This window comes from Pseudomonas sp. LF020 (assembly GCF_053456425.1).
In genome coordinates this window covers 661,698-685,041 of sequence record NZ_JBRFIX010000001.1, presented here as the reverse complement: position 1 = coordinate 685,041, position 23,344 = coordinate 661,698, and the positions used below count along the sequence as shown (strand labels likewise).

At 61.1% G+C, this 23,344-nt stretch carries 24 protein-coding genes; 12 read left to right on the top strand and 12 right to left on the bottom strand.

What is annotated here, in order from left to right:
* The first annotated feature begins 140 nt into the window (after positions 1-140).
* The 3 genes from fabA to ACU680_RS03195 all read left to right on the top strand — a co-directional run bounded on the left by fabA (position 141) and on the right by ACU680_RS03195 (position 2,476).
* Positions 141-656: a 3-hydroxyacyl-[acyl-carrier-protein] dehydratase FabA gene (gene fabA / locus ACU680_RS03205; RefSeq protein ID WP_003227150.1), complete on the top strand. Its 516-nt coding sequence runs from the start codon at positions 141-143 to the stop codon at positions 654-656.
* Between the two features lie 11 nt (positions 657-667).
* Positions 668-1,888, top strand: a complete 1,221-nt coding sequence (fabB, locus tag ACU680_RS03200) for a beta-ketoacyl-ACP synthase I (protein ID WP_007968959.1) — start codon at positions 668-670, stop codon at positions 1,886-1,888.
* A 399-nt stretch (positions 1,889-2,287) separates the two neighbouring features.
* A complete protein-coding gene (locus ACU680_RS03195) occupies positions 2,288-2,476 on the top strand; it encodes a hypothetical protein (protein WP_003227153.1) in 189 nt (62 codons plus the stop codon).
* 140 nt (positions 2,477-2,616) lie between these two features.
* On the opposite strand, the gene ACU680_RS03190 is transcribed toward ACU680_RS03195, so the two are convergent.
* The 8 genes from ACU680_RS03190 to ACU680_RS03155 all read right to left on the bottom strand — a co-directional run bounded on the left by ACU680_RS03190 (position 2,617) and on the right by ACU680_RS03155 (position 12,214).
* Positions 2,617-3,159, bottom strand: a complete 543-nt coding sequence (locus ACU680_RS03190) for a DUF2058 domain-containing protein (RefSeq protein WP_007968960.1) — start codon at positions 3,157-3,159, stop codon at positions 2,617-2,619.
* 26 nt (positions 3,160-3,185) lie between these two features.
* On the bottom strand, positions 3,186-4,019 hold the full coding sequence (gene mazG, locus ACU680_RS03185) for a nucleoside triphosphate pyrophosphohydrolase (RefSeq protein ID WP_400764163.1): 834 nt from the start codon (positions 4,017-4,019) through the stop codon (positions 3,186-3,188).
* A gap of 123 nt (positions 4,020-4,142) precedes the next feature.
* Complete coding sequence (gene relA, locus ACU680_RS03180) at positions 4,143-6,386, bottom strand: GTP diphosphokinase (RefSeq protein ID WP_007968720.1); 2,244 nt, start codon at positions 6,384-6,386, stop codon at positions 4,143-4,145.
* A gap of 101 nt (positions 6,387-6,487) precedes the next feature.
* The gene (rlmD, locus tag ACU680_RS03175) at positions 6,488-7,864 is read right to left on the bottom strand and encodes a 23S rRNA (uracil(1939)-C(5))-methyltransferase RlmD (protein ID WP_448178623.1); all 1,377 of its coding nucleotides are present in this window, start codon (positions 7,862-7,864) and stop codon (positions 6,488-6,490) included.
* Complete coding sequence (gene cysM / locus ACU680_RS03170) at positions 7,864-8,766, bottom strand: cysteine synthase CysM (RefSeq protein ID WP_177482390.1); 903 nt, start codon at positions 8,764-8,766, stop codon at positions 7,864-7,866. The genes rlmD and cysM overlap by 1 nt, the downstream gene beginning before the upstream one ends.
* A gap of 109 nt (positions 8,767-8,875) precedes the next feature.
* Positions 8,876-9,898 carry a PDDEXK nuclease domain-containing protein gene (locus tag ACU680_RS03165; protein ID WP_448178622.1) on the bottom strand — a complete coding sequence of 341 codons (1,023 nt, stop codon included), beginning with the start codon at positions 9,896-9,898 and terminating at the stop codon, positions 8,876-8,878.
* A 182-nt stretch (positions 9,899-10,080) separates the two neighbouring features.
* The gene (locus ACU680_RS03160) at positions 10,081-11,505 is read right to left on the bottom strand and encodes a histidine kinase sensor domain-containing protein (protein WP_448178621.1); all 1,425 of its coding nucleotides are present in this window, start codon (positions 11,503-11,505) and stop codon (positions 10,081-10,083) included.
* Positions 11,492-12,214, bottom strand: a complete 723-nt coding sequence (locus tag ACU680_RS03155) for a response regulator transcription factor (RefSeq protein ID WP_367085403.1) — start codon at positions 12,212-12,214, stop codon at positions 11,492-11,494. The genes ACU680_RS03160 and ACU680_RS03155 overlap by 14 nt, the downstream gene beginning before the upstream one ends.
* A 217-nt stretch (positions 12,215-12,431) precedes the next feature.
* Between ACU680_RS03155 and ACU680_RS03150 the strand changes: the two genes are divergently transcribed.
* Together ACU680_RS03150 and ACU680_RS03145 are read left to right on the top strand one after the other, a co-directional pair.
* Positions 12,432-15,185, top strand: coding sequence for a response regulator (locus ACU680_RS03150; RefSeq protein WP_367085404.1), 2,754 nt, complete (start codon positions 12,432-12,434; stop codon positions 15,183-15,185).
* 83 nt (positions 15,186-15,268) lie between these two features.
* On the top strand, positions 15,269-16,258 hold the full coding sequence (locus ACU680_RS03145; RefSeq protein WP_448178620.1) for a 2-hydroxyacid dehydrogenase: 990 nt from the start codon (positions 15,269-15,271) through the stop codon (positions 16,256-16,258).
* 12 nt (positions 16,259-16,270) lie between these two features.
* Here ACU680_RS03145 and ACU680_RS03140 read toward each other — a convergent pair whose 3' ends face one another.
* Positions 16,271-16,708 (bottom strand): hypothetical protein, encoded by a 438-nt coding sequence (locus ACU680_RS03140; RefSeq protein ID WP_448178719.1) that lies wholly within the window; start codon positions 16,706-16,708, stop codon positions 16,271-16,273.
* Between the two features lie 133 nt (positions 16,709-16,841).
* Here ACU680_RS03140 and ACU680_RS03135 point away from each other — a divergent pair, with 133 nt between their 5' ends.
* Together ACU680_RS03135 and ACU680_RS03130 are read left to right on the top strand one after the other, a co-directional pair.
* Positions 16,842-17,276 carry a hypothetical protein gene (locus ACU680_RS03135; protein ID WP_025112952.1) on the top strand — a complete coding sequence of 145 codons (435 nt, stop codon included), beginning with the start codon at positions 16,842-16,844 and terminating at the stop codon, positions 17,274-17,276.
* Positions 17,276-17,680, top strand: coding sequence for an META domain-containing protein (locus ACU680_RS03130; protein ID WP_007968709.1), 405 nt, complete (start codon positions 17,276-17,278; stop codon positions 17,678-17,680). The genes ACU680_RS03135 and ACU680_RS03130 overlap by 1 nt, the downstream gene beginning before the upstream one ends.
* Before the next feature lie 253 nt (positions 17,681-17,933).
* Here the strand turns inward: ACU680_RS03130 and ACU680_RS03125 are convergent, their stop codons facing one another.
* Positions 17,934-18,401 (bottom strand): TlpA disulfide reductase family protein, encoded by a 468-nt coding sequence (locus ACU680_RS03125; RefSeq protein ID WP_448178619.1) that lies wholly within the window; start codon positions 18,399-18,401, stop codon positions 17,934-17,936.
* Between the two features lie 114 nt (positions 18,402-18,515).
* On the opposite strand from ACU680_RS03125, the gene arsC reads away from it, so the two are divergent.
* Genes arsC through ACU680_RS03110 form a run of 3 tightly spaced genes read left to right on the top strand, consistent with a single transcriptional unit; the run spans position 18,516 to position 19,890 of the window.
* The gene (arsC, locus tag ACU680_RS03120; protein ID WP_367085409.1) at positions 18,516-18,869 is read left to right on the top strand and encodes an arsenate reductase (glutaredoxin); all 354 of its coding nucleotides are present in this window, start codon (positions 18,516-18,518) and stop codon (positions 18,867-18,869) included.
* Complete coding sequence (gene wrbA, locus ACU680_RS03115) at positions 18,866-19,462, top strand: NAD(P)H:quinone oxidoreductase (protein ID WP_108592179.1); 597 nt, start codon at positions 18,866-18,868, stop codon at positions 19,460-19,462. The genes arsC and wrbA overlap by 4 nt, the downstream gene beginning before the upstream one ends.
* 2 nt (positions 19,463-19,464) lie before the next feature.
* Positions 19,465-19,890, top strand: coding sequence for a DUF2069 domain-containing protein (locus ACU680_RS03110; protein ID WP_400764182.1), 426 nt, complete (start codon positions 19,465-19,467; stop codon positions 19,888-19,890).
* 113 nt (positions 19,891-20,003) lie between these two features.
* Here the strand turns inward: ACU680_RS03110 and ACU680_RS03105 are convergent, their stop codons facing one another.
* Both ACU680_RS03105 and ttcA read right to left on the bottom strand, forming a co-directional pair.
* The gene (locus ACU680_RS03105) at positions 20,004-20,678 is read right to left on the bottom strand and encodes a DNA-3-methyladenine glycosylase I (protein ID WP_448178618.1); all 675 of its coding nucleotides are present in this window, start codon (positions 20,676-20,678) and stop codon (positions 20,004-20,006) included.
* A 132-nt stretch (positions 20,679-20,810) separates the two neighbouring features.
* On the bottom strand, positions 20,811-21,635 hold the full coding sequence (ttcA, locus tag ACU680_RS03100; protein WP_007968702.1) for a tRNA 2-thiocytidine(32) synthetase TtcA: 825 nt from the start codon (positions 21,633-21,635) through the stop codon (positions 20,811-20,813).
* 439 nt (positions 21,636-22,074) lie between these two features.
* Here ttcA and ACU680_RS03095 point away from each other — a divergent pair, with 439 nt between their 5' ends.
* On the top strand, positions 22,075-22,677 hold the full coding sequence (locus tag ACU680_RS03095; RefSeq protein ID WP_053122787.1) for a Yip1 family protein: 603 nt from the start codon (positions 22,075-22,077) through the stop codon (positions 22,675-22,677).
* Positions 22,678-22,825: 148 nt separating this feature from the next.
* Entirely contained in the window at positions 22,826-23,320 is a 495-nt protein-coding gene (locus tag ACU680_RS03090) for a SprT family zinc-dependent metalloprotease (RefSeq protein ID WP_003227192.1), read from the top strand.
* Positions 23,321-23,344: the final 24 nt, after the last annotated feature.

The following is a 23,344-nucleotide window of genomic DNA, read 5'->3' as shown; positions in this document are numbered from 1 at the left end:
GTGTACATTCATGTCCTTGGTGCTGTGACTTTCACCACAACGCAATAGTCTATGAGTAGGCTGCCGGTACGAGGCATGAACGCGTCGATCGGCCGGGAAGTTTTGCCCCACCTGCCGCATGGGATTATTGAGGAGCTCGCATGACCAAACAAAACGCCTTTACTCGGGAAGACCTGCTGCGCTGCAGTCGCGGTGAGCTGTTCGGCCCAGGTAACGCGCAACTGCCCGCCCCGAACATGCTGATGGTGGATCGCATCACCCTGATCAGCGAAGAAGGCGGCAAGTACGGCAAAGGTGAATTGGTCGCCGAGCTGGATATCAACCCGGACCTGTGGTTCTTCGCGTGCCACTTCGAAGGCGATCCGGTGATGCCGGGCTGCCTGGGTCTGGATGCCATGTGGCAACTGGTCGGCTTCTTCCTGGGCTGGCAAGGCCTGCCGGGCCGTGGCCGTGCGCTGGGTTCGGGCGAAGTGAAATTCTTCGGCCAGGTCCTGCCGACCGCCAAGAAAGTCACCTACAACATTCATATCAAACGCGTCCTCAAGGGCAAGCTGAACCTGGCCATCGCCGACGGTTCGGTGACTGTCGACGGTCGCGAAATCTACACCGCCGAAGGCCTTCGCGTCGGCGTGTTCACCTCCACTGACAACTTCTAAGGGTTATTCGCATGCGCCGCGTCGTTATCACTGGTCTGGGCATTGTTTCGTGCCTGGGCAATGACAAAGAGACCGTCTCCGCTAACCTGCGTGCAAGCCGCCCTGGCATCCGGTTCAACCCGGAATATGCTGAAATGGGTCTGCGTAGCCAGGTTTCCGGCTCCATCGACCTCAACCTTGAAGAACTGATCGATCGCAAGATCTATCGTTTCGTCGGCCACGCAGCGGCTTACGCCTACCTGGCCATGAAAGACGCGATCACTGACTCCGGCCTGACCGAAGAGCAAGTGTCCAACCCGCGTACCGGCCTGATCGCCGGCTCCGGCGGCGCGTCGACCCTGAACCAGATGGAAGCGCTGGACATCCTGCGCGAAAAAGGCGTGAAACGCGTTGGCCCATACCGTGTAACGCGGACCATGAGCAGCACCGTTTCCGCATGCCTGGCCACGCCGTTCAAGATCAAGGGCCTGAACTACTCCATCGCTTCTGCCTGCGCCACCAGTGCTCACTGCATCGGTACCGCCATGGAACAGATCCAGATGGGCAAGCAGGACATCGTCTTTGCCGGTGGCGGTGAAGAAGAGCACTGGAGCCAGTCGTTCCTGTTCGACGCGATGGGCGCCCTGTCCAGCAAGCGTAACGACACCCCGGAACAAGCCTCCCGCGCCTACGACGCTGACCGTGACGGTTTCGTCATCGCTGGCGGTGGCGGCATGGTCGTGGTTGAAGAGCTGGAACACGCGCTGGCCCGTGGCGCCAAGATCTACGCCGAAATCGTTGGCTACGGCGCAACGTCCGACGGCTACGACATGGTTGCCCCAAGTGGCGAAGGCGCGATCCGCTGCATGCAGATGGCAATGTCCACCGTCGACACACCGATCGACTACCTGAACACCCACGGCACCTCGACTCCGGTCGGCGACGTCGCGGAAATGAAAGGTGTGCGTGAAGTGTTCGGCGACAAGGCTCCAGCGATCAGCTCGACCAAGAGCCTGTCCGGTCACTCCCTGGGCGCCGCCGGCGTTCACGAAGCGATCTACTGCATGCTGATGATGGAAGGCAACTTCATCGCCGGTTCCGCCAACATCGACGAACTGGACCCTGAAGTGGCCGATCTGCCGGTGCTGACCAAGACCCGCGAGAACGCCACCATCAACACCGTGATGAGCAACAGCTTCGGCTTCGGCGGCACCAACGCCACGCTGGTGCTGAAGCGCTGGGAAGGCAAGTAATTCCCCAGGCTTGAGCCACACATGAAAACGCCCCGACTGGTTCGGGGCGTTTTTTTGGCCTGGAGAAATTACCGAGAAACGCATTACCCCTGTAGGAGCTGCCGAAGGCTCGGGCCGCGATCGGACGATCTTTTGACTTCGATTTTTAAAAAACAAGATCAAAAGATCGCAGCCTGCGGCAGCTCCTACATAGGGTTGCGTGGGGTTGAAAATGAAACTTCTGTCATGAAACTTTGCCCCCTGCGACCGAATGTCGCGGATTCAGCGGCCTGCAGCACTGTTGCAAAAACCGCAACAACACCTTGCGCAAATCAAGCGTTTACTTAGCAAGCTAACAAATCATATAAAAGAGTCCTGCACACGCCTTGCTGCAGATAACTTGAGATTTGGAGCTAGCAGATGACTGTAAAAGTAACTGAACGCGACGATTCACACATGTCCCATGAAGGCGTAGCCGCCGGCGTACGGATCTGGGATGTGCATCAACAAGACTTGCTGGTCGGCATGTTCCACAACGAGATCGACGCCCACAATTACAAAGCCGAGCTGGAACTGCAGGAACAGCAACGGGATCTGAAATCCGCTTAGGCGAATATTGAACCTGTGGCGAGGGAGCTTGCTCCCGCTGGACTGCGCAGGAGGCCCTGTTTCAAAAACAAGGGCCGCTTCGCGCCCCAAGCGGGAGCAAGCTCCCTCGCCACAGTTTGGGTTGTTACAGCTTTATCGGTTTACCACATCAGGTCATCAGGGATCTGATAGGCCGCGTACGGATCGTCCTCGGCATTGACCTCTTCGGTCTGCACGTTGAGCTGGACGATGCGCTGCGGGTCGCGCTCCTGGATCTTCAGGGCCGCTTCACGGGGGATCACTTCGTAGCCGCCGGCATGGTGCACGATCGCCAGCGAACCGCTGCTGAGCTTGTTGCGCATCAGCGTGTTGACCGAGATTCGCTTGACCTTCTTGTCGTCGACGAAGTTGTAGTAATCCTCGGTGGTCAGCTTCGGCAGACGCGAGACTTCGATCAGCTGCTTGACCTGCGCGGCACGGGCCTTGGCCTCGGCTTTCTCCTGCTGCTGGCGGTTCAGTTCCTGGTCGCGCTTGACCTTCTCGGCCATGGCTTCCTGAGCGGCGCGCTGCTGCGAATCATCCAGCTCAGCCTGCCCTTTGTGGGCCAGACGCTGTTGCTTCTGCTTGTCTTTGCTGACCTGCTTGGCCTGCTTTTGGTTGACCAGGCCTGCTTTGAGCAACTGGTCGCGAAGGGAAAGGCTCATTAATGCTTACTCACTTGGGCAACGGCTCAGCCGCAGCTGGGCAAATTCTTTTCCTGACGTTTGGCTTCACCCCACAGGGCGTCCAACTCTTCGAGGGTGCAATCTTCCATGGGACGACGGGTGTCGCGCAATGCCTGTTCGATAAAACGGAAACGTCTTTCAAACTTCGCGTTGGCGCCACGCAGCGCGGTTTCCGGATCGACCTTCAGGTGCCGGGCCAGATTGACCACGGAAAACAGCAGGTCGCCGATCTCGTCAGCCACCGCCTCTGCATCGTTTTCGGACATGGCTTCGAGCACTTCATCGAGCTCTTCACGCACCTTGTCCAACACCGGCAACGCATCCGGCCAGTCGAACCCGACCTGCCCGGCACGCTTTTGCAACTTCGCCGAACGCGACAGTGCCGGCAACGCGGCCGGTACGTCATCGAGCAGTGACAGCTGCTCGGGCGCGGCGGATTTCTCGGCGCGTTCTTCGGCCTTGATCTCTTCCCAGCGCTGCTTGACCTGCTCTTCGCTCAGGCGCGGCACATCCAGCGGCGCATACAGATCGCCGGTGGGAAACACATGCGGATGACGGCGGATCAGTTTGCGGGTGATGCTGTCGATCACTCCGGCGAATTCGAAGCGCCCTTCTTCCTTGGCCAACTGGCTGTAATAGACCACCTGAAACAGCAGATCACCCAGCTCGCCCTGCAAGTGATCGAAGTCGCCGCGCTCGATGGCATCAGCCACTTCGTAGGCTTCTTCGAGGGTGTGCGGGACGATGGTCGCGTAGGTTTGCTTGATGTCCCACGGGCAACCGTACTGCGGGTCGCGCAGACGGTTCATCAGGTGGAGCAGGTCTTCAAGTGAATACATCTGTCTGTCTCTACAAGAACCTGTGGGAGCTGGCTTGCCAGCGATACAAACAACTCGGTCTCTCAGGAAAACCGAGGTGATGCAATCGCTGGCAAGCCAGCTCCCACAGGGATCGTGATCTCATCACGGGGTACGGTTACGCCGCGTCTCGATGATGTTCGGCAACTGCGAGATCCGCCCCAGCAAGCGCCCCAGTGCATCCAGCCCGGGGATCTCGATGGTCAGCGACATCAGCGCGGTGTTGTCTTCCTTGTTCGAGCGGGTGTTGACCGCCAGCACGTTGATGCGCTCGTTGAGCAGCACCTGCGAGACGTCACGCAGCAGACCGGAACGGTCGTAGGCGCGAATGACGATGTCCACCGGATAGGTGAGCACCGGCACCGGGCCCCAGCTGACCTGAATGATCCGCTCCGGCTCGCGCCCGGCCAGTTGCAGCACCGAGGCGCAGTCCTGACGGTGAATGCTCACGCCACGCCCCTGAGTGATATAGCCGACGATCGCGTCGCCCGGCAGCGGCTGGCAGCAGCCGGCCATCTGCGTCATCAGGTTGCCGACACCCTGAATCTGAATGTCGCCGCGCTTGCCCGGCTTGTAACCGGTGGCCTTGCGCGGGATCAGCTCCAGCTGTTCGTTGCCGCGTTCCGGCTCGACCAGTTGCTGCGCCAGGTTGACCAGTTGCGCCAGACGCAAGTCGCCGGCACCGAGAGCGGCGAACATGTCTTCGGCGGTTTTCATGTTGGCCTTTTCGGCCAGCTTGTCGAAGTCCACCGCCGGCAGACCGAGGCGATTGAGTTCGCGTTCGATCAGAGTTTTACCGGCCGCGACGTTCTGGTCACGGGCCTGCAACTTGAACCAGTGGACGATCTTCGCCCGCGCCCGCGAGGTGGTGACGTAACCCAGGTTCGGGTTCAGCCAGTCGCGGCTCGGCGTGCCGTGCTTGCTGGTGATGATCTCGACCTGTTCACCGGTCTGCAGGCTGTAGTTGAGCGGCACGATCCGCCCGTTGATCTTCGCGCCACGGCAGTTGTGACCGATTTCGGTGTGCACGCGGTAGGCAAAATCCAGCGGCGTCGCGCCTTTCGGCAAGTCGATGGCGTGGCCGTCCGGGGTGAAGATGTAGACCCGGTCCGGTTCGATATCGACCCGCAGCTGTTCGGCCAGACCACCGATATCGCCCAGCTCCTCGTGCCACTCGAGCACCTGACGCAGCCAGGAGATTTTCTCTTCGTAGTGGTTCGAGCCGGATTTGACGTCGGTGCCCTTGTAGCGCCAGTGCGCGCAGACGCCGAGTTCGGCCTCTTCGTGCATCGAGTGCGTACGGATCTGTACTTCCAGCACCTTGCCTTCCGGGCCGATTACCGCGGTGTGCAGCGAGCGGTAGCCGTTCTCTTTCGGGTTGGCGATGTAGTCGTCGAATTCTTTCGGGATGTGCCGCCACAGGGTGTGGACGATGCCGAGCGCGGTGTAGCAGTCGCGCATTTCCGGCACCAGCACGCGCACGGCGCGCACGTCGTAGATCTGGCTGAATTCCAGACCCTTGCGCTGCATTTTGCGCCAGATCGAATAGATGTGTTTGGCCCGGCCACTGATGTCGGCGTCGACGCCGGTGGCCTGCAATTCATCCTTGAGCTGGGTCATCACATCGCTGATGAACCGCTCGCGGTCCAGCCGCCGCTCGTGGAGCAGCTTGGCGATCTGTTTGTATTGATCGGGCTCCAGGTACCGGAAGGACAAATCCTCCAGTTCCCACTTGATATGACCGATGCCAAGTCGATGCGCGAGCGGCGCATAGATGTCGAAAACTTCCCGGGCGACGCGGTTGCGCTTCTCGTCATCGGCGGTTTTCACCGCACGAATGGCGCAGGTACGTTCGGCCAGTTTGATCAGCGCGACGCGAACGTCATCGACCATCGCCACCAGCATCTTGCGCAGGTTTTCCACCTGGCCCTGGGTGCCCATCACCATCGACTGGCGCGGGCTGAGGCTGGCGCTGATCGCCGCCATACGCTGCACGCCGTCGATCAGCTTGGCCACCACCGGGCCGAAGCGCTGGCCGACGGCCGCGAGCTCGATCTGGCCTTCGCGCACGCCGCGATACAGCACCGCCGCGACCAGCGAATCCTGATCGAGTTTGAGATCGGCGAGGATCTCGGCGATCTCCAGTCCCGTGCTGAAACTGCCGGAGCCTTCGGCCCACAGATTCTTCTTGGCATTGGACTGCTGTTCGGCCTCGCGAGCGAACTCGCAGGCTTCCTTCAAGGCTTCGCGATCCAGTGCCATGTCGACACTGACCGCATGATCGAGCCAAGCCTCGAGATTGATACTGCCGTCAGTGTTGATCGGCTGGTGTGCTCTCACCTGTACCATGCTGCTTTACCTTCCCTACGACGCAGATTCAATGCGTCAAATCGCTGACCCTCAACGCCCGTATGCGCTCGCGGGGCTAAAGCGAGCGCCGCCCGGACAGGTCAGACGGATTCAGACGAGCCATCCTGGCTCGCTTCAAATAACGCCATGGCCTCGACATGCGCCGTCTGAGGAAACATATCGAGAATCCCGGCACGTTTTAACCGGTAGCCCTGCTTGATCAATTCGACCGTATCGCGCGCCAGAGTTGCAGGGTTGCACGACACGTAGACCAGCCGTTTGGCACCCAGGGTCGCGAGCTTGCGCACCACCTCGAAAGCACCGTCACGCGGTGGGTCCAAGAGTACCGCAGAAAAGCCGTTTCCGATCCACTGGGCATCGGTCAAAGGCTGGGATAAATCGGCTTGAAAAAACTTTGTGTTATGCAAATTGTTGCTAGCAGCGTTTGCAGCGGCACGATCGACCATGGCCTGCACGCCCTCCACCGCCACCACTTCACGTACGCTTTTGGCCAGTGGCAAGGCGAAGTTGCCCAGACCGCAGAACAGGTCGAGCACGCGCTCGTCACCGCTCGGCTTCAGCCAGTCCAGCGCCTGCGCGACCATCGCCTCATTAACCCCGGCGTTGACCTGAATGAAGTCCCCTGGCCGCCAGGCCAGACCCAGATCCCACTGTTCCAGGCGATAGCCAAGCGACTGCGTGGCATCCACCGGTTGCGGCTCGCCTGCGCCATGCAGCCACAGTTGCGCTGCATGGAACTGGCAGAAATCCTTGAGAATCGTCAGGTCGGCTTCCGACAGCGGCGCCATGTGACGCAACAACACCGCCAGCGACGAACCACTGAACAACTCGACATGCCCCAGCGCCTGCGGTTTGCTCAAACGACGGAGCATTTCCGGCAAACGGGTCATGATCGGTTGCAAGGGCTGTACCAGCACCGGGCATTCATTGATGGCGACGATGTCCTGGCTGCCAGCGGCGCGGAAACCGACTTCAAGCTGCTTCGCCTTCATGTCCCAGCGCACGGCAATCCGCGCGCGGCGGCGATAGCCGAATTCCGGACCGGTCAACGGCGCCGCCCATTCTTCAGGCGCAACGCCTGCAACCTTCGACAACTGCTCGGCGAGCATGCGCTGTTTCAGGGCAAGCTGTTCGGCGTGGGGCAGGTGTTGCACGCTGCAGCCACCGCAACGACCGGCGTGCTGACAGGCTGCTGGGCGACGCAACTCGCTGGCCTTGAACACGCGCTCGGTGCGCGCCTCGACCACTTTGCCGTGGGCGCCAAGCACCCGCGCCTCGACTTCTTCACCGGCGAGGGCACCGAGGACGAACCAGGTTTTGCCTTCGAAAAACGCGATGCCGCGACCGTCATTGGCCAAGCGCTCGATGTTCAAGCGCTGCTTTTTGCCGGTCGGGATTTGCGTGGCCTTGCTGCCGCCGGTGGGCTGGAAGCGCAGGCCTCTCTCATGCCTGGCCATCAGTTGGGCGCGTCGAAAATGCCGGTCGACAGATAACGGTCGCCACGGTCGCAGATGATCGCGACGATCACCGCGTTTTCAACTTCTCTGGACAGGCGCAGCATCGCTGCCACCGCACCGCCCGAGGACACGCCACAGAAGATGCCTTCTTCGCGGGCCAGACGTCGGGTGACGTCCTCGGCTTCGCTTTGCGCCATGTCGACGATGCGGTCAACGCGGTCAGCCTGATAGATCTTCGGCAGGTATTCCTGCGGCCAGCGACGAATGCCGGGAATGGCCGAGCCTTCCATCGGCTGCAGCCCGATGATCTGCACGCTGTCGCTCTGCTCTTTCAAGTAGCGCGACACGCCCATGATGGTGCCGGTGGTGCCCATCGAACTGACGAAATGGGTGATGGTGCCCTGGGTCTGACGCCAGATTTCCGGGCCGGTGGTGGTGTAGTGCGCTTCCGGGTTGTCGCCGTTGGCGAACTGATCGAGCACCTTGCCACGGCCTTCGGCTTCCATGCGCTGGGCGAGATCGCGAGCGCCTTCCATGCCCTCTTCCTGGCTGACCAGAATCAGCTCGGCACCGTAAGCGGTCATCGCCGCCTTGCGCTCGGCGCTGGAGTTGTCCGGCATGATCAGGATCATCTTGTAACCCTTGATCGCGGCGGCCATGGCCAGCGCAATCCCGGTGTTGCCCGAGGTCGCTTCGATCAACGTGTCGCCGGCGTGAATCTGCCCGCGCAGTTCGGCACGGGTGATCATCGACAGCGCCGGACGGTCCTTGACCGAACCCGCCGGGTTGTTCCCTTCGAGCTTGAGCAACAGAGTGTTGCTGGTGGCACCGGGCAGGCGCTGCAAACGCACCAGCGGAGTGTTGCCGACGCAATCGGCGATGGTTGGGTACTGCAGGGTCATGGCGTATTCGCAATCCAGACGTGCGGGGGCGCCTATCATACCGGCAAACGTTCGCAGGCCATATCACGCAAAGTGCGGTGCTTATGGTTTCTGGGAATAAGCAGAGAACTCAGCCTTCCTCTTGCCCTGCGACATTCATCGCATAGAACTCGTGCAATTTGGCTTGCAGCAATTGTTTGTCTGGCAACTGCACCTGATATTCCGCGATCAGCGCCGCAGACAAGCTGCGGTTGAGGGCGTACTCGACGACCTCATCCTCCTTGCTGGCACACAGCAATACGCCGATGGCCGGATTCTCGTGAGGTTTGCGAACACCGCGATCCAGCGCTTCAAGGTAGAAATTTAGCTTGCCCAGATATTCAGGCTCAAAACGTCCGACCTTGAGCTCGATGGCGACAAGACAGTTGAGCCCACGATGGAAGAACAGCAGATCAAGGGCGAAATCACGGCCGCCCACTTGCACCGGATACTCCGAACCGACGAAGCAGAAATCGCGCCCCAACTCGATCAGAAATTCCTTCAGTCGCCCTAGCAAACCTCGATGCAGATCGGTTTCGGCGTGCACGCCGGGCAGATCGAGAAACTCGACCATGTAGGCGTCACGGAAGATCTCGAGCGCAGCGGGATGAGTCTGTTTGAGGACAGCAGAAGCCTTTGCTGGCTGGGTGACACTGCGTTCGAAGAGCGCAGCCTTGAGCTGGCGTTCGAGTTCGCGCTTTGACCACTTTTCCTGAATCGCCATGCGGACGTAGAACTCGCGTTCTTCTGGACGTTTGCTTTGGCTGAAAATGATCAAATTGTGAGACCAAGACAATTGTCGCACCAGTGGTGCGACTTTTTCTTCAGCGTGATAAGTCTCGTAGAACTGGCACATGCGGAACAAGTTCGAACGGGTAAACCCACGCAGCCCTGGCTGCGTTCGAGCCAGATGTTCGGCCAGTTGCCTAACCACCGCAGCGCCCCACTCAGCGCGAGCGATCTTGCGACTGATGTACCCCCCCACCTGCCAGTACAACTCGATCAGTTGAGTATTTACTGCTTGCACGGCTTGCTGCCTGGCGTTCTGAATCAGCGCCAGTACTTCATTGAAACGGTTATCGGAGGTATTGCCGGGGATGTCAGCTGCAGTCATGACCAGTTCCTTGAGGACGAGCGGAGCCCCGAGAATAAACGGTCAAGGACGGGTTAAAACGTCGATAAAGTCCTTTAGGAAAGGTCGTACAAAAATACGCGAACCCTCCCGCATGGGCTGACAGCGGTGAGGCGAAATTCCCCATCGCGAGCAGGCTCACTCCTACAGGAGACCTGCGTTGTTCACACGTTCGGCGGCGAAACGAGTTCCAGTGCAGGAGCGAGCCTGCTCGCGATAGCATCAGTCGATGCGACATCATCGTCAGCCGCCAGGCGCAAATTCAGGCGCAACCCTGCCCCGGCATTCTCCGCCCACAACATCCCGCCCTGCCTTTGCACCGCATTCCTGGCAATGCTCAACCCCAGACCAAAACCGCCATCCCCCGGGCGCGAGCCGTCGAGGCGGGTGAAGGGTGAGAAGATCCGTTGCAGATCGCCCTCGGCCACCCCGCCGCCCTGATCCTCCAGCCACAAATGCCAGTAATCGCCGTCACGCCGTCCATCGAGGCGCACGATGCCGCCCTCGGGCGAATGCCGAATGGCGTTGCGCAGAATGTTCTCCAGCGCTTGGGCCAAAGTATTGAGGTTGCCGCGCACCCAGCACGACGCCGGCACCGCACACTGCAATTGCAGACTTGGCCAGCCGCTTTCGTAACAGGCATTATCGGTGAGCATCTCCCACAGCGCCTGAATCTGGATCGCTTCGTCCGGCAACGGCGCACGCTCGGTGTCGAGCCACGCCAGTTGCAGGGTGTCTTCGACCAGCCGTTGCATGCCGTCGACTTCACGGCCGATGCGTTCGCGCAGTTGCAACAGATCCTGCTCGCTCTCACTGGCCACCCGCAGCCGACTCAACGGCGTGCGCAGCTCGTGGGACAAATCACGCAGCAGTTGCTGTTGCAGGGCGACGGTGGATTGCAGGCGTTCGGACATCGAGTCGAAGGCCCGGGCCAGCTCGCCGAGTTCGTCCGGGCGCTGGGTAATGCCGCTCGACAGGCGCACATTCAGTTGATCGGCGCGCCAGGCATTGGCCTGTTCGCGCAAGTTGTTCAGCGGCACCACCAGCAAGCGATACAGGCCGACACACAGCAGCAAGGTGAACAGCCCCGGAATCACCCCGTTGGTGATCACCCGCCAGAACACCCGGTATTTCCCCGGCAGGAATCGCTCGGGCAACTCGATCACCAGACTGCCGGCAGACGGGTCCTGGGGAAACGGCACCCGCAGCCACGGCCGGCCCTTCTTGTGGATCGGCCAGTCGAGGCCGCGCAAAAAGGTCAGGTGCTGGATTTCCTGTTCATTCAGCGGCTCGCTACTCATCGACTGCAGATTGCGGTCGATCACCCCGACCCATGCGGCTTCGCGCAGCTCCATGCTCTGCAACCAGTTATCGACCCCGTCACGCTCGCCGCGTTGCCACGCCCGCTCGGCTTCGCCGGCATAGCGACTAAGCGTGCCGCGTGCCTCGTCGGAGAGGAACTGGTTGCGCTCCTCCATGTAACGGCCCCACGACCAACTGAGCCAGATCATCAGCAGACAGAACGCCACCAGCAGACACGCCAGTTTCCAGAACAGCGAATGCCGTCCCGGCAGGTCAGAGACTTTCATCGGACGCACTCAGCACATAACCCTTGCCCCACACCGTGCGCACTTCCCGTTCGGTGTAACCGATGGCCTTGAGTTTGCGGCGGATCTGGCTGATGTGCATGTCGAGGCTGCGGTCGTGGGCCGCGTAGCCGCGCTGCAAAACGTGCTGATAAAGGAAAGCCTTGCTCAGCACTTCTTCGTCGTTGCGATTGAGGGTTTCCAGCAAACGGTATTCGCTTCGGGTCAGGCCGGCGGCTTGCGCGTTATAGAAGACTTCGCATTGTTCGTCGTCGAAACGCAGCGCGCCGTGGATCGCCGCCGGTGCAATGGCTGCCGGGCGCCGATCCAGCGCCACCCGGCGCAGGATCGCTTCGATCCGCACATGCAGCTCGGCCATGCTGAACGGCTTGGGCAGGTAATCATCGGCGCCCAGGCGAAAACCGCTGATGCGATCGGCCTCGGCGCCCAGCGCCGACATCAGCAGCACTGGTGTCGAATGGCTTTGACGCAATTGCGTCAGCACCTTCAGGCCGTCGAGCCCCGGCAACAGAATGTCCATCAGCACCACGTCGAACGGCTGGTGACGGGCGATGTTCAGCCCCTCTTGACCGTTCTGGCACCAGGTCACCGCAAAGCCGCTGCGGCCCAGATGTTCGTGAACATAGGCGCCCAGCACCGGGTCGTCCTCGATGGCAAGAATGCGTGGCGAATCGATGGAGACAAGAGTCATGAGTATCTGCAAATAATTCTCAGTTGGCCGATTATTCAAGATTGCCCGCCATCGGGCAACCCAAGGTTGACCGGCCGGACAAACGAACCGTGACCTGCTGACCGATGCCGAGATGATTTTTCCGAAGATTGCCTGCCTGCAAATCGCTACACTGCGCCCATGTCGCGTGCCGGATGCACGTGCGAGTCAACAGTTCAGCGGGATGCAGGAGATGGGTGTGCTCAAGAAACTGGGAATCAAAGGTCGCGTATTGTTGCTGACCCTGTTGCCGACCAGCCTGATGGCGTTGGTCCTCGGGGGCTATTTCACCTGGATGCAACAGTCCGATCTGCAGACCCAACTGATGCAGCGCGGTGAAATGATCGCCGAGCAACTGGCGCCGCTGGTGGCGCCCGCCATGGGCCACGGCAACACCGATTTGCTCGAACGCATCGCCACCCAGTCCCTCGAACAGCCTGACGTGCGCGCCGTTACCTTCCTCGCCCCCGACCGCACACCGCTGGCGCACGCCGGCCCGACCATGCTCAATCAGGCGCCCAGCGGCGACAGTGCGCAACTGCAACGGCGCAGCGGCAATGACGCCACCCGTTACCTGATGCCGGTATTCGGCAAGCATCGCAACCTTGCCGGCGACGTCATCCCGCAAGAGTCCGAGCGCCTGCTCGGCTGGGTCGAACTGGAGCTGTCGCACAACGGCATGCTGCTGCGCGGTTATCGCAGCCTGTTTGCCAGCCTTTTGCTGATCGCCGCTGGCCTGGCCGGCGCGGCCCTGCTCGCGTTGCGCATGGGCCGCACCATCAACCGCCCGCTGAGCCAGATCAAACACGCGGTCGCCCAGCTCAAGGACGGTCATCTGGAAACCCGTCTGCCACCGCTCGGCAGTCAGGAGCTGGACGAATTGGCCTCGGGCATCAACCGTATGGCCGGCACGCTGCAGAACGCTCGCGAAGAACTGCAGCACAGCGTCGATCAGGCTACCGAAGACGTGCGGCAGAATCTGGAAACCATCGAGATCCAGAACATCGAACTGGATCTGGCGCGCAAAGAGGCACTGGAAGCGAGCCGGATCAAATCCGAGTTCCTCGCCAACATGAGCCACGAGATCCGCACCCCGCTCAACGGCATTCTCGGTTTCACGCATCTGTTGCAGAAAAGCGAGCTGACCCCGCGCCAGCTCGACTATCTGGGCACCATCGAAAAGTCTGCCGACAGCCTGCTCGGGATCATCAACGAGATCCTCGACTTCTCGAAGATCGAGGCCGGCAAACTGGTGCTCGACCATATCCCGTTCAACCTGCGCGACCTGTTGCAGGACACTCTGACGATTCTGGCGCCGGCGGCCCACGCCAAGCAGTTGGAGCTGGTGAGTCTGGTCTATCGCGACACGCCGCTGTCGCTGGTCGGCGATCCGCTGCGCCTGAAACAGATCCTCACCAACCTGGTCAGCAATGCGATCAAATTCACCCGCGAAGGCACCATCGTCGCCCGCGCCATGCTTGAAGAAGAGCATGAAGACAGCGTGCAGTTGCGCATCAGCATTCAGGACACCGGCATCGGCCTGTCGAGTCAGGATGTGCGCGCGTTGTTCCAGGCCTTCAGTCAGGCCGACAACTCGCTGTCGCGCCAGCCCGGCGGCACCGGTCTGGGGCTGGTGATTTCCAAGCGCCTGATCGAACAGATGGGCGGCGAAATCGGCGTCGACAGCACCCCGGGCGAAGGCTCGGAGTTCTGGATCAGCCTGAGCCTGCCGAAAGCCCGCGACGACAGCGAAGACCTGCCGGCCCCGCCGCTGCTCGGACGGCGTGTGGCGGTGCTGGAAAATCACGAACTGGCGCGTCAGGCGTTGCAGCATCAACTGGAAGACTGCGGCCTCGACGTCACGCCGTTCAATACCCTGGAGAGCCTGACCAACGGCGTCACCGGCGCGCACCAGACCGATCAGGCCATCGACCTTGCGGTGCTCGGCATCACCAGCAACGACATGCTCCCGGAGCGCCTGAACCAGCACATCTGGGATCTGGAACACCTGGGTTGCAAAGTGCTGGTGCTGTGCCCGACCACCGAACAGACGCTGTTCCATCTCTCGGTGCCCAACCCACACAGCCAGCTGCAGGCCAAACCGGCCTGCACGCGCAAATTGCGTCGGGCGCTGGCGGATCTGGCCAATCCGCGCCAGCCGCGCAACGAGCCGGGCGAACCGCTGTCGAGTCGCGCACCGAAAGTGCTGTGCGTCGACGACAACCCGGCCAACCTGTTGCTGGTGCAGACCCTGCTCGAAGACATGGGCGCCAAGGTGCTTGCGGTGGAAAGCGGCTACGCGGCGGTCAAAGCGGTGCAGAGCGAGTCCTTCGATCTGGTGCTGATGGACGTGCAGATGCCGGGCATGGACGGACGCCAGACCACCGAAACCATCCGCCAGTGGGAAAGCGAACGGCATTGCACGCCGCTGCCGATCGTCGCCCTCACCGCTCATGCCATGGCCAACGAAAAACGCGCCCTGCTGCAAAGCGGCATGGATGACTACCTGACCAAACCGATCAGCGAACGGCAACTGGCGCAAGTGGTGCTGAAATGGACCGGTCTGGCCTTGCGCAATCAGGGGACGGAGCGGGCCAGCGACAGCGCGGCGGGCGCCAATGAGTTGCCGGTGCTCGACCACGAAGAAGGCCTGCGTCTGGCCGCCGGCAAGGCCGATCTGGCGGCGGACATGTTGGCCATGCTGCTCGCCTCGCTGGAAGCCGACCGCGAAGCGATTCGCGCCGCCAGTGAAGCGCGTGATCAGAACGCATTGATCGAGCGCGTGCATCGCCTGCACGGCGCGACCCGGTATTGCGGCGTCCCACAATTACGCGCGGCCTGTCAGCGCAGTGAAACCCTGCTCAAACAGGGCGATCCCAAAGCCGTGGCGGCGCTGGAAGAGCTGGAGCGGGCGATCAATCGCCTCGCGACCCAAGCCAGGATCAGCGCCTGATCCACGGCAATGCCGGCAACGGCATCCGCCGTTAAAGTGGTGGCCGTCAACGCTGACTCGCCACCCCGTTCCAGGAGGAATTCATGCGCACGCTCGTTTTCAGCAGCCAGACCTACGACCGCGACAGCTTCCTCGGCGCCGCCTGCCCGGCCGGGATAGAACTGCACTTTCAGCCGGCCCGGCTCAGTCTCGACACCGCTGCTTTGGCCGACCAGCATGAGGTGGTCTGCGCCTTCATCAACGATGACCTCAGTGCGCCGGTGCTGGAGCGCCTTGCCGCTGGTGGCACGCGGCTGATCGCCCTGCGCTCGGCGGGCTACAACCACGTCGACCTGCTCGCAGCAAAACGCCTCGGACTGGCCGTGGTGCGGGTCCCGGCCTACTCGCCGCATGCGGTGGCCGAACATGCGGTGGCGCTGATTCTGGCGCTCAACCGGCGCCTGCACCGCGCCTACAACCGCACCCGCGAAGGCGATTTCACCCTGCACGGCCTGACCGGTTTCGATCTGGTGGGCAAAACCGTGGGGATTGTCGGCACCGGGCAGATCGGCGCGACGTTCGCGAAAATCATGCACGGTTTCGGTTGTGAATTGCTGGCCTTCGACCCGTATCCAAACCCCGAGGTGGTGGCCTTGGGCGCACGTTACCTGAGTCTGCCGGAGCTGCTCGCGCAGTCACGGATCATCAGCCTGCACTGCCCGCTCAACGCCCAGAGCAAACACTTGATCAACCGCGAGTCACTGGCACACCTGCAACCGGGGGCGATGCTGATCAACACCGGACGCGGCGGGCTGGTGGACACGCCGGCGCTGATCGACGCCTTGAAGGACGGCCAACTGGGCTATCTGGGACTGGATGTGTATGAAGAAGAGGCGCAGCTGTTTTTCGAGGATCGCAGCGACTTGCCGTTGCAGGACGACGTATTGGCACGGCTGCTGACCTTCCCGAATGTGATCATCACCGCGCATCAGGCGTTTCTGACTCACGAGGCGCTGGGCGCGATTGCCGCGACCACCCTGCACAACATCGCGACCTGGGCCGCAGGCGCGCCGCAGAACCAGGTCGAGGGTTGAAGGCTTGCCGGTTTACTTCGGCGACAGCGACGAGGCCAGGATCAACAGCGCCAGCCAGCCAAAACCGAAAAAGCGCTGCTTCATCGAGTGGCCGTTACGCAGCAGGAACCAGACAAAGACCATCGGCAACAGAAACACCATGATTTTCAACCAGCCTTCCACCGGACGCGAACCGTCGGCGTTGGCTTGAAGTTGAGGTGCGGGTTCCGGTTGCCGACGGCGGCGACCGACCGCCGCCGGTGAAACTCGCGGCGCGGGCTCAGGGGCTGCTGGCGGGATAAACGCCTCGGGCACGGATTTGTTGCGCGGCAGGCTGCCAAATGAAATCGTCGCGGCGGCTTGCGCCGGTGTGTGCGGGTGTTGCTGCGCCATCGGAGCACCACAATGAATGCACGCCTTGACTTCAGAGCTGATGCTCCGCTTGCATTCATAACATTCGATCAGCGCCATGTTCCGTTCCCTCAGAGTGAAGGGCGGCAGTTTGCCATGAGCGCCAGCCGATTTGAACCGGATCGAAGGTCGCACACGTACGCCATCCTGTAATCCAGCCCGTGCTAGCATGTCGCGCAGATTTGGAGGACCCATGGTCGAACACGATTTCCGCTACACCCTGATGAACCCGCAACACACCCTCACCGAATGCCGCGCCCTCGTACCGGGCCGCTATCAGGTCACCGGCAACGGTGGCTCGATCCGCAACGGTGACGTCCTGTTGGTCACTCTCAAAGGCAGCAAGGACTTGTCCATGCGACTGACCGTCGACACCGTGCGCCACCTGATCAATCCGCCGGGCCAATGGACCGCAATGACCACCGGCCCGGTATTCGGTGAACTGGCGATCCACACCTGGCAGGTCAACTGCGACAGCTGCGCCAAAGAGCTGAACTTCGAGTTCGCGGTGGACGCCAAGCTGGGCAAGACCGCCGAGAAACCGGCCGCCACGGCGCGCATCGCCGAGCTGGGCTGGAAAGCCGTCGGCGACAAGCATCTGTGCCCGAAATGCCAGGAGCCTGCGTGATGAAACGCCTTGCCCTGCCGCTGCTGGTCGGTGCCGCTCTGGTGGGCTGCGCCGCAGAGCCGGTGCAATTGCAGCAGAACCGCAGCTACATTCTGGAATGGATCGGCGAGCGGCCATTGATGGATTACAGCCATCTGACCGTGACCCTCGGCGACGATGGCCGCGCGTATGGCAATGGCGGCTGCAACCACTGGTTCGCACCGTACACCCTCGACGGCGACAAGCTGAGCTTCGGCCCGATCGGCAAGACCCGCAAACTCTGCGCGCCGGCGCTGATGGAGCAGGAACAACGCTTCCTGCAGGCGCTGCAAGGTGTCGAGCGCTGGGACATCTCGCCGATCGAACAGATGCGCTTCTGGCCGGCCGAAGGCAAGCCGCTGCGCTGGTGGCTGGAAGAGGGCTGATCGTTCAGCCGCAAAAAAGATCGCAGCCTGCGGCAGCTCCTACAAGGTCATGTGTACACCTGTAGGAGCTGCCGCAGGCTGCGATCTTTTTTTGAACGCCATTTACTGTGGCGAGGGAGCTTGCTCCCGCTCGGCTGCGCAGCAGTCGCAAAATCGTCAACCGCACGTTGTCACAGACACCGAGTCAGCAGGGTTTGGGGCTGCTTCGCCGCCCAGCGGGAGCAAGCTCCCTCGCCACAAAAGCCCATTCAGCTCATTTTGTCGCCTGCAACGCCTCCAGCTTGGCCATCACCCCCGCCGCCGTCTGCTCGCCCATCAATTGCTCGCGCACCTTGCCCTTGTTGTCGATGATGTAGGTCACCGGCAAGGCCTCACTGCGCGGCAGGTCGAACAGGTCCGCCGGATCCTGCGCCAGCACGGTGAACTTGATGCCCAGTTTCTCGCTGGCGCTTTTCAGGTCTTCACCCTGGACGTTGTCGAAGTTGACCCCGAACACACCCACATTCTTGCTCTTGAGTTCTTCAGCCAAATGATTGAGCTCGGGAATTTCCGTGCGGCACGGGCCGCACCACTCGGCCCAGTAATTGAGCACTACCCATTGCTTGTCCAGACGCTCGGACGCGACTTTCTGACCGTTCTGGTCAATGCCGTAGTCGTTGCCGCAGCCCCCCAGCATCAACGCCCCGATTATCGTCAATGCCGCTGCCAATCGCCGTGTCATGTCATGTTCCCTGGTCAAAAATTGAAGGCGCCTGCGACCCATCGCCTCTGAAGGTTCTGGATTGCGCGCTGCACAGTTAGAATAGCCGCCACTTTACGCCAGAAGCGACCCGCCATGACCGATCTGACGCTTTATCACAATCCGCGCTGCTCGAAATCCCGCGGCGCGCTGGAACTTCTTGAGGCCCGTGGCCTGACCCCGAACGTGGTGCGTTACCTGGAAACGCCGCTGAACGCCGCGCAGATCAAGGCCTTGCTCGGCAAGCTCGGGATCAGCGCGCGTCAGTTGCTGCGCAGCGGAGAAGATGAATACAAAATGCTTCAGCTGGCTGACGAGAGCCTCAGCGAAGCGCAATTGATCGACGCCATCGCTCAGCATCCAAAACTGATGGAACGGCCAATTCTTGAAGTCGGCGACAAAGCCGTGATCGGTCGTCCGCCGGAAAATGTGCTGGAGTTGTTGCCGTGAGCGCGCCTTACATTCTGGTGCTGTATTACAGCCGCAGCGGCTCGACCAACGAAATGGCGCGGCAGATTGCCCGCGGGGTCGAACAGGCCGGCCTCGAAGCACGTCTGCGTACCGTGCCGGCGATTTCCACCGAGTGTGAAGCGGTGGCTCCGGACATTCCCGACGAAGGCGCGCTCTACGCCACCCTCGATGACCTGAAGAACTGCGCCGGTCTCGCTCTTGGCAGCCCGACCCGCTTCGGCAACATGGCTGCACCGCTCAAGTACTTCCTCGACGGCACCAGCAACCTGTGGCTGACCGGCGCGCTGGTCGGCAAACCGGCTGGCGTGTTCACCTCCACCGCCAGCCTGCACGGCGGCCAGGAAACCACCCTGCTGTCGATGATGCTGCCGCTGTTGCACCACGGCATGCTGATCACCGGCCTGCCGTACAGCGAGTCGGCGCTGCTGGAAACCCAGGGCGGCGGCACGCCGTATGGCGCCAGCCACCACGCCGGGGCTGATGGCAAAAAAGGTCTTGATCAGCACGAGATGGCACTGTGTCGCGCACTCGGCGCACGCCTGGCGAAAACCGCGCAAAAACTGGAGGGCTGAGCGTGGCCAGGAAGCCGAAAGTCCTGCCTTCCATCGAGTGGCTCGAACCGCGCGTGAAAGCGATGCGGGCCATCAGCCTGCTGTGCTTCTTCGGCCTCGCCGGGCTGCTCGCCGCCTACTATCTGGCATTCGCCAACCTGCATGGTGCCCGACCGTGGGTGATTCTGTTGATCGAGCTGATCCCGTGGATCGTCCTCGCACCGGGAATGATCATGGGCAGTGCCCGAGCGCATTCGTGGATGTGCTTTGTGGTGAATCTGTATTTCATCAAAGGCGCATTGGCAGCGTATGACCCGAGCCGGCAGCTGTTCGGGGTGCTGGAAATGGTGGCGAGCCTGGCAGTGTTCTGCTCGGCGTTGCTGTATGTGCGGTGGCGGTATCAGTTGAATCGCAAACTGGCGGGCGAAGGCGAGATTTCCGTCGCCTGACAGATCGCTATCGCTGGCAAGCCAGCTCCCACCGTTTTTGTGTCGATCACAGAATTGTGATTCAACAAGGATCCTGTGGGAGCTGGCTTGCCAGCGATTGAAGCGACTCGATGTCAGTGATTGACGGTGTACGCCAGCATCATCGAAATCTGGCTCATCGGCCGACCGCCACTCTGTTCATGCCACTGGTTGAACGCGTTCTGCACAATCGCCAGATCGCGCAGGCTGGTTGGCACCTTGTCGACGATCTTCTGTGCATTCAGCGCGGCGACCACGTCGTAACTCGGCACGAAGGTGTCCTTGCCGACCATGCGCAGGAAGCGTGGCGCCGACAACCCGCCCAACTGACTCCCGTGCTTTTTCAGGTAGGTCCACAGACCAACGATATCGGTCACCGGCCAGTCGGCGATCAGCGCGCCGAAACTGCCCTTCTCTTTCTCGACATCAAGGATGAACTGCGCGTTGCGCGGCACGCTCTTGAGCTTGCCCAGGTGGCGGATGATCCGCGCATCCTGCATCAGGCGCTCAAGGTGTTCGGCGCTCATCAGCACGACTTTTTCCGGGTCGAACTTGAAGAACACTTCTTCGAAGGCCGGCCACTTGGCGTCCACCAGACTGTGCTTGAGTCCGGCGCGGAACACGCGCAGGGCCATGGTCGAGAGGTAGCGATCGTCGCTGATCTTGCGCAGTTGCGCGGGAGTTTTGGGAACGGGCAGATGGGCTTCCAGTTCAGCCGCCGAACCGAAGCGGTTCAGACAGTATTCGTGCAGCCACTTGTAATCGCGCATGCCCTCTCCTATTGAATGAAACAAAAAACCAATGTGGGAGCGGGCTTGCTCGCGAAGACTGAGTGTCAGTCGGCGCATATAGCGACTGATACACCGCCTTCGCGAGCAAGCTCGCTCCCACAGGGACAGTGTTTACAGATTGACGACGTTGACGAAGCGCGAAGCCGCCGTCTCGTCGATCTTCAGGCTGGTGAAGTCGAACAGGTTGCGGTCGGCCAGTTGCGACGGCACCACGTTCTGCAGACTGCGGAAGATGCTTTCAGTTCGGCCCGGAGTCTTGCGTTCCCAGTCCTGAAGCATTTCCTTGACCACCTGACGCTGCAGGTTTTCCTGCGAACCGCAAAGGTTGCACGGGATGATCGGGAATTCCTTGAAGTCCGAGTAGGCCTGGATGTCTTTCTCGTTGCAGTAGGCCAGCGGACGGATCACCACGTTGCGCCCGTCATCGGCGCGCAGCTTCGGCGGCATTGCCTTGAGGGTGCCGTTGAAGAACATGTTGAGGAAGAACGTCTCGACGATGTCATCGCGATGGTGACCGAGGGCCATTTTGGTCGCGCCGATTTCGTCAGCAAAGGTGTACAGCGTACCGCGACGCAGGCGCGAGCACAGCGAGCAGGTGGTCTTGCCTTCCGGCACCAGTTCCTTGACCACCGAGTAGGTGTCTTTCTCGACGATGTGGTACTCGACGCCCAGCTCTTTCAGGTAGGCCGGCAGCACGTGCTCGGGGAAACCCGGCTGCTTCTGGTCCATGTTCACCGCGACGATCTCGAACTTGATCGGTGCAACCTTCTGCAGGTGCAGCAGCACGTCGAGCATGGTGTAGCTGTCCTTGCCCCCGGACAGGCAGACCATGACCTTGTCGCCGTCTTCGATCATGTTGAAATCGGCGACCGCTTCGCCGGCCAGGCGGCGCAGGCGCTTTTGCAGTTTGTTCTGGTTGACCGTAAGAGTGCCCATGACGCGAAATCCGTGAGGTGTGACGAAAGGCGGGCATTTTACGCAAAAACCCACCGGGGGCGAAGGGCCGCGGTCGCATTGACTCACCTCCTCTGTGGCGAGGGAGCTTGCTCCCGCTGAGGTGCGAAGCGCCTCCAAACCCGCACCCGCTATTTTCCTGACACACCGAACCGGAAGGATTGGCGACTGCTGCGCAGCCGAGCGGGAGCAAGCTCCCTCGCCACAGAAGTGATCCGGCCTCAAATGTGCAAGACCCTGCCGCGATTACACCCCGTGTTTACAGCGCGATTTGCTCTAAGCCCCTAGTCCCTGTGCGGTTAAGTCCTTTCTATACTGCGACATAAGGTCGCACACATCTGAAGACCTGTATTTGCTCGGCCACCTTGGCCCGTAGGCGCTCCGTTGGGGGGCGATGGCAATAACAAGAGGAGTGACTGGCATGATCCATCACGTAGTGGGACTTTTTACCCACCCCGATCAGGAATGGAAGGAAATCCGTGGCGACCAAGAGGAAAGCATCAGCCACATGTACCTGACGCACACGCTGATTCTGGCGGCGATTCCGGCGATTTCGGCGTTTATCGGCACCACGCAGGTCGGCTGGGTGATCGGCAACCGCGCGCCGGTGATGCTCACCGTCGAAAGTGCGATCTGGATGACGGTGATGTCGTACCTGGCGATGCTCGGCGGGGTCGCGGTGATGGGCGCCTTCGTGCACTGGATGGCGCGCACCTACGACGCCAATCCGAGCCTGGCCCGTTGCGTGGCCTTCGCTACCTACACCGCGACGCCGTTGTTCGTCGGCGGGCTGGCGGCGCTGTATCCGCACATGTGGCTGGGGATGATCGTCGGCACGGCGGCCATCTGCTACACGGTGTACCTGCTCTACGTGGGGCTGCCGACGTTCATGAACATTCCGTCGGACGAAGGCTTCCTGTTTTCCAGCTCGGTGCTGGCGGTGGGTCTGGTGGTGCTGGTGGCCATCATGGCGTTCACCGTGATTGTCTGGGGCCTCGGCGTGGGGCCGGTGTACACCAACTGACAGGCTTCAACCCCGAGAAAAACAAGATCTGCCAATACAGGCCGCCGCAAGGCGGCCTTCTCGTATGCAGGATGACCATTCGGCAGGTCAGCGATTCGCAAGTCCGGGAGGTTGCGGCATACTCGACGCCTCTGGAGATCCATCAAGCATGCCCGAGCAACTCAATACCCGCGTCGAAGACTGTTACCAACTCGCTGAAGCCTTTTTCAAACGTCATTTCCAACGCCCCGTCGTCAGCCTCAAGCTGCGCGGGCAGAAAGCCGGTGTCGCGCATCTGCACGAGAACCTGCTGCGCTTCAATCCGCAGCTGTACCGGGAAAACACCGAACACTTCCTCAAGCAGACCGTGGCCCACGAAGTCGCGCACCTGATCGCCCATCAACTGTTCGGCGACCGCATCCAGCCGCACGGCGAGGAGTGGCAACTGATCATGCGCGGGGTTTACGAGCTGCCGCCGGATCGTTGCCACACCTATGCAATCAAACGCCGCAGCGTGACCCGCTACATCTACAAATGCCCGTGCGCCGACAGTGATTTTCCGTTTTCGGCGCAGCGCCATAGTCTGGTAAGGCAGGGGCGGCGGTATTTGTGCCGGCGTTGTCGCAACACCTTGGTGTTCAGTGGTGAGATGCGCGTCGAATAGCCGGTTCGTTGCTGCATTGGAGGG

Excerpts from the sequence above, each read along its gene's own strand:
- fabA (WP_003227150.1), top strand. The coding sequence starts at position 141 with ATGACCAAACAAAACGCCTTTACTCGGGAAGACCTGCTGCGCTGCAGT.
- fabB (WP_007968959.1), top strand. The coding sequence starts at position 668 with ATGCGCCGCGTCGTTATCACTGGTCTGGGCATTGTTTCGTGCCTGGGC.
- ACU680_RS03195 (WP_003227153.1), top strand. The coding sequence starts at position 2,288 with ATGACTGTAAAAGTAACTGAACGCGACGATTCACACATGTCCCATGAA.
- ACU680_RS03190 (WP_007968960.1), bottom strand. The coding sequence starts at position 3,159 with ATGAGCCTTTCCCTTCGCGACCAGTTGCTCAAAGCAGGCCTGGTCAAC.
- mazG (WP_400764163.1), bottom strand. The coding sequence starts at position 4,019 with ATGTATTCACTTGAAGACCTGCTCCACCTGATGAACCGTCTGCGCGAC.
- relA (WP_007968720.1), bottom strand. The coding sequence starts at position 6,386 with ATGGTACAGGTGAGAGCACACCAGCCGATCAACACTGACGGCAGTATC.
- rlmD (WP_448178623.1), bottom strand. The coding sequence starts at position 7,864 with ATGGCCAGGCATGAGAGAGGCCTGCGCTTCCAGCCCACCGGCGGCAGC.
- cysM (WP_177482390.1), bottom strand. The coding sequence starts at position 8,766 with ATGACCCTGCAGTACCCAACCATCGCCGATTGCGTCGGCAACACTCCG.
- ACU680_RS03165 (WP_448178622.1), bottom strand. The coding sequence starts at position 9,898 with ATGACTGCAGCTGACATCCCCGGCAATACCTCCGATAACCGTTTCAAT.
- ACU680_RS03160 (WP_448178621.1), bottom strand. The coding sequence starts at position 11,505 with ATGAAAGTCTCTGACCTGCCGGGACGGCATTCGCTGTTCTGGAAACTG.
- ACU680_RS03155 (WP_367085403.1), bottom strand. The coding sequence starts at position 12,214 with ATGACTCTTGTCTCCATCGATTCGCCACGCATTCTTGCCATCGAGGAC.
- ACU680_RS03145 (WP_448178620.1), top strand. The coding sequence starts at position 15,269 with ATGCGCACGCTCGTTTTCAGCAGCCAGACCTACGACCGCGACAGCTTC.
- ACU680_RS03140 (WP_448178719.1), bottom strand. The coding sequence starts at position 16,708 with ATGGCGCTGATCGAATGTTATGAATGCAAGCGGAGCATCAGCTCTGAA.
- ACU680_RS03135 (WP_025112952.1), top strand. The coding sequence starts at position 16,842 with ATGGTCGAACACGATTTCCGCTACACCCTGATGAACCCGCAACACACC.
- ACU680_RS03130 (WP_007968709.1), top strand. The coding sequence starts at position 17,276 with ATGAAACGCCTTGCCCTGCCGCTGCTGGTCGGTGCCGCTCTGGTGGGC.
- ACU680_RS03125 (WP_448178619.1), bottom strand. The coding sequence starts at position 18,401 with ATGACACGGCGATTGGCAGCGGCATTGACGATAATCGGGGCGTTGATG.
- arsC (WP_367085409.1), top strand. The coding sequence starts at position 18,516 with ATGACCGATCTGACGCTTTATCACAATCCGCGCTGCTCGAAATCCCGC.
- ACU680_RS03105 (WP_448178618.1), bottom strand. The coding sequence starts at position 20,678 with ATGCGCGATTACAAGTGGCTGCACGAATACTGTCTGAACCGCTTCGGT.
- ttcA (WP_007968702.1), bottom strand. The coding sequence starts at position 21,635 with ATGGGCACTCTTACGGTCAACCAGAACAAACTGCAAAAGCGCCTGCGC.
- ACU680_RS03095 (WP_053122787.1), top strand. The coding sequence starts at position 22,075 with ATGATCCATCACGTAGTGGGACTTTTTACCCACCCCGATCAGGAATGG.
- ACU680_RS03090 (WP_003227192.1), top strand. The coding sequence starts at position 22,826 with ATGCCCGAGCAACTCAATACCCGCGTCGAAGACTGTTACCAACTCGCT.